This is a genomic window from Barnesiella sp. ET7, from assembly GCF_024733785.1.
GTDB lineage: Bacteria > Bacteroidota > Bacteroidia > Bacteroidales > Barnesiellaceae > Barnesiella > Barnesiella merdigallinarum.
Window position 1 is genome coordinate 1 of record NZ_JANRHM010000070.1, and the last position, 669, is coordinate 669.

The window sequence follows — 669 nt, forward strand, 5'->3', positions numbered from 1 at the left end:
AGAATTGATGTCTTCCGAGTCTATTCCTGATCCGGATTTTTCGGGAGCCTGTACTTTTGAAGAGTTGGGTAATGTGGCAGATGTCTTATTGAATAGGACTACAGATAAGAAAAAGATTATGGATGCCGCAGAGACCTTATATAAACTTCAAGATTCCGACATCTATCATTTTTACACTACATCTATCAGTACGGAAAAGCAAGTGGATAGATTGCTAAGAGATAATCTTGATGGTGCAGGTCGTCGGTTGAATGGTAAGCAACTAGAGCGTACCGAGATTGATTGGAATAAATTTATGTAATAAACATTCTTTTTTCATTGTTTATATATTTGGTTAACTGGGCTGGCACTCCGATGTGAATCGGGGTGTCAGTGTTTATATGTGTATTCAGCTACTCCAATTAACAAGTAAGGCAAGTATCGTAAAGCCTTGCGCTTTATGATTCTTGCCTTGCTATTAGTAAATTAAATAAGATTTATTTGTTAAGCAACCACTCTGTAGCAGGAACAACATTTATGGTGTAACCATCCTCCTCAATTGTTTCTTGTTCTTCAAATGTTACAAGCGTAAGATTATTGCACTTTAGTTTCTTGGCTGCATTCTTCAAACCTCTAATCTCTCTATTGCGTGTCTTTTCAGTAGAGATATCGTATGATACCTGTATCAAA

1 protein-coding gene and 1 pseudogene are annotated in these 669 nt (G+C 36.8%); one reads left to right on the forward strand and one right to left on the reverse strand.

The genetic code is table 11. The features are described from left to right. A partial coding sequence (locus NW211_RS13955; protein ID WP_258328285.1) for a DUF4122 domain-containing protein occupies window positions 1-301 on the forward strand: 301 nt, incomplete at its 5' end. 175 nt (window positions 302-476) lie between these two features. Here the strand turns inward: NW211_RS13955 and NW211_RS13960 are convergent. After that, window positions 477-669: pseudogene (locus NW211_RS13960) on the reverse strand (ATP-binding protein); the annotation flags it as partial.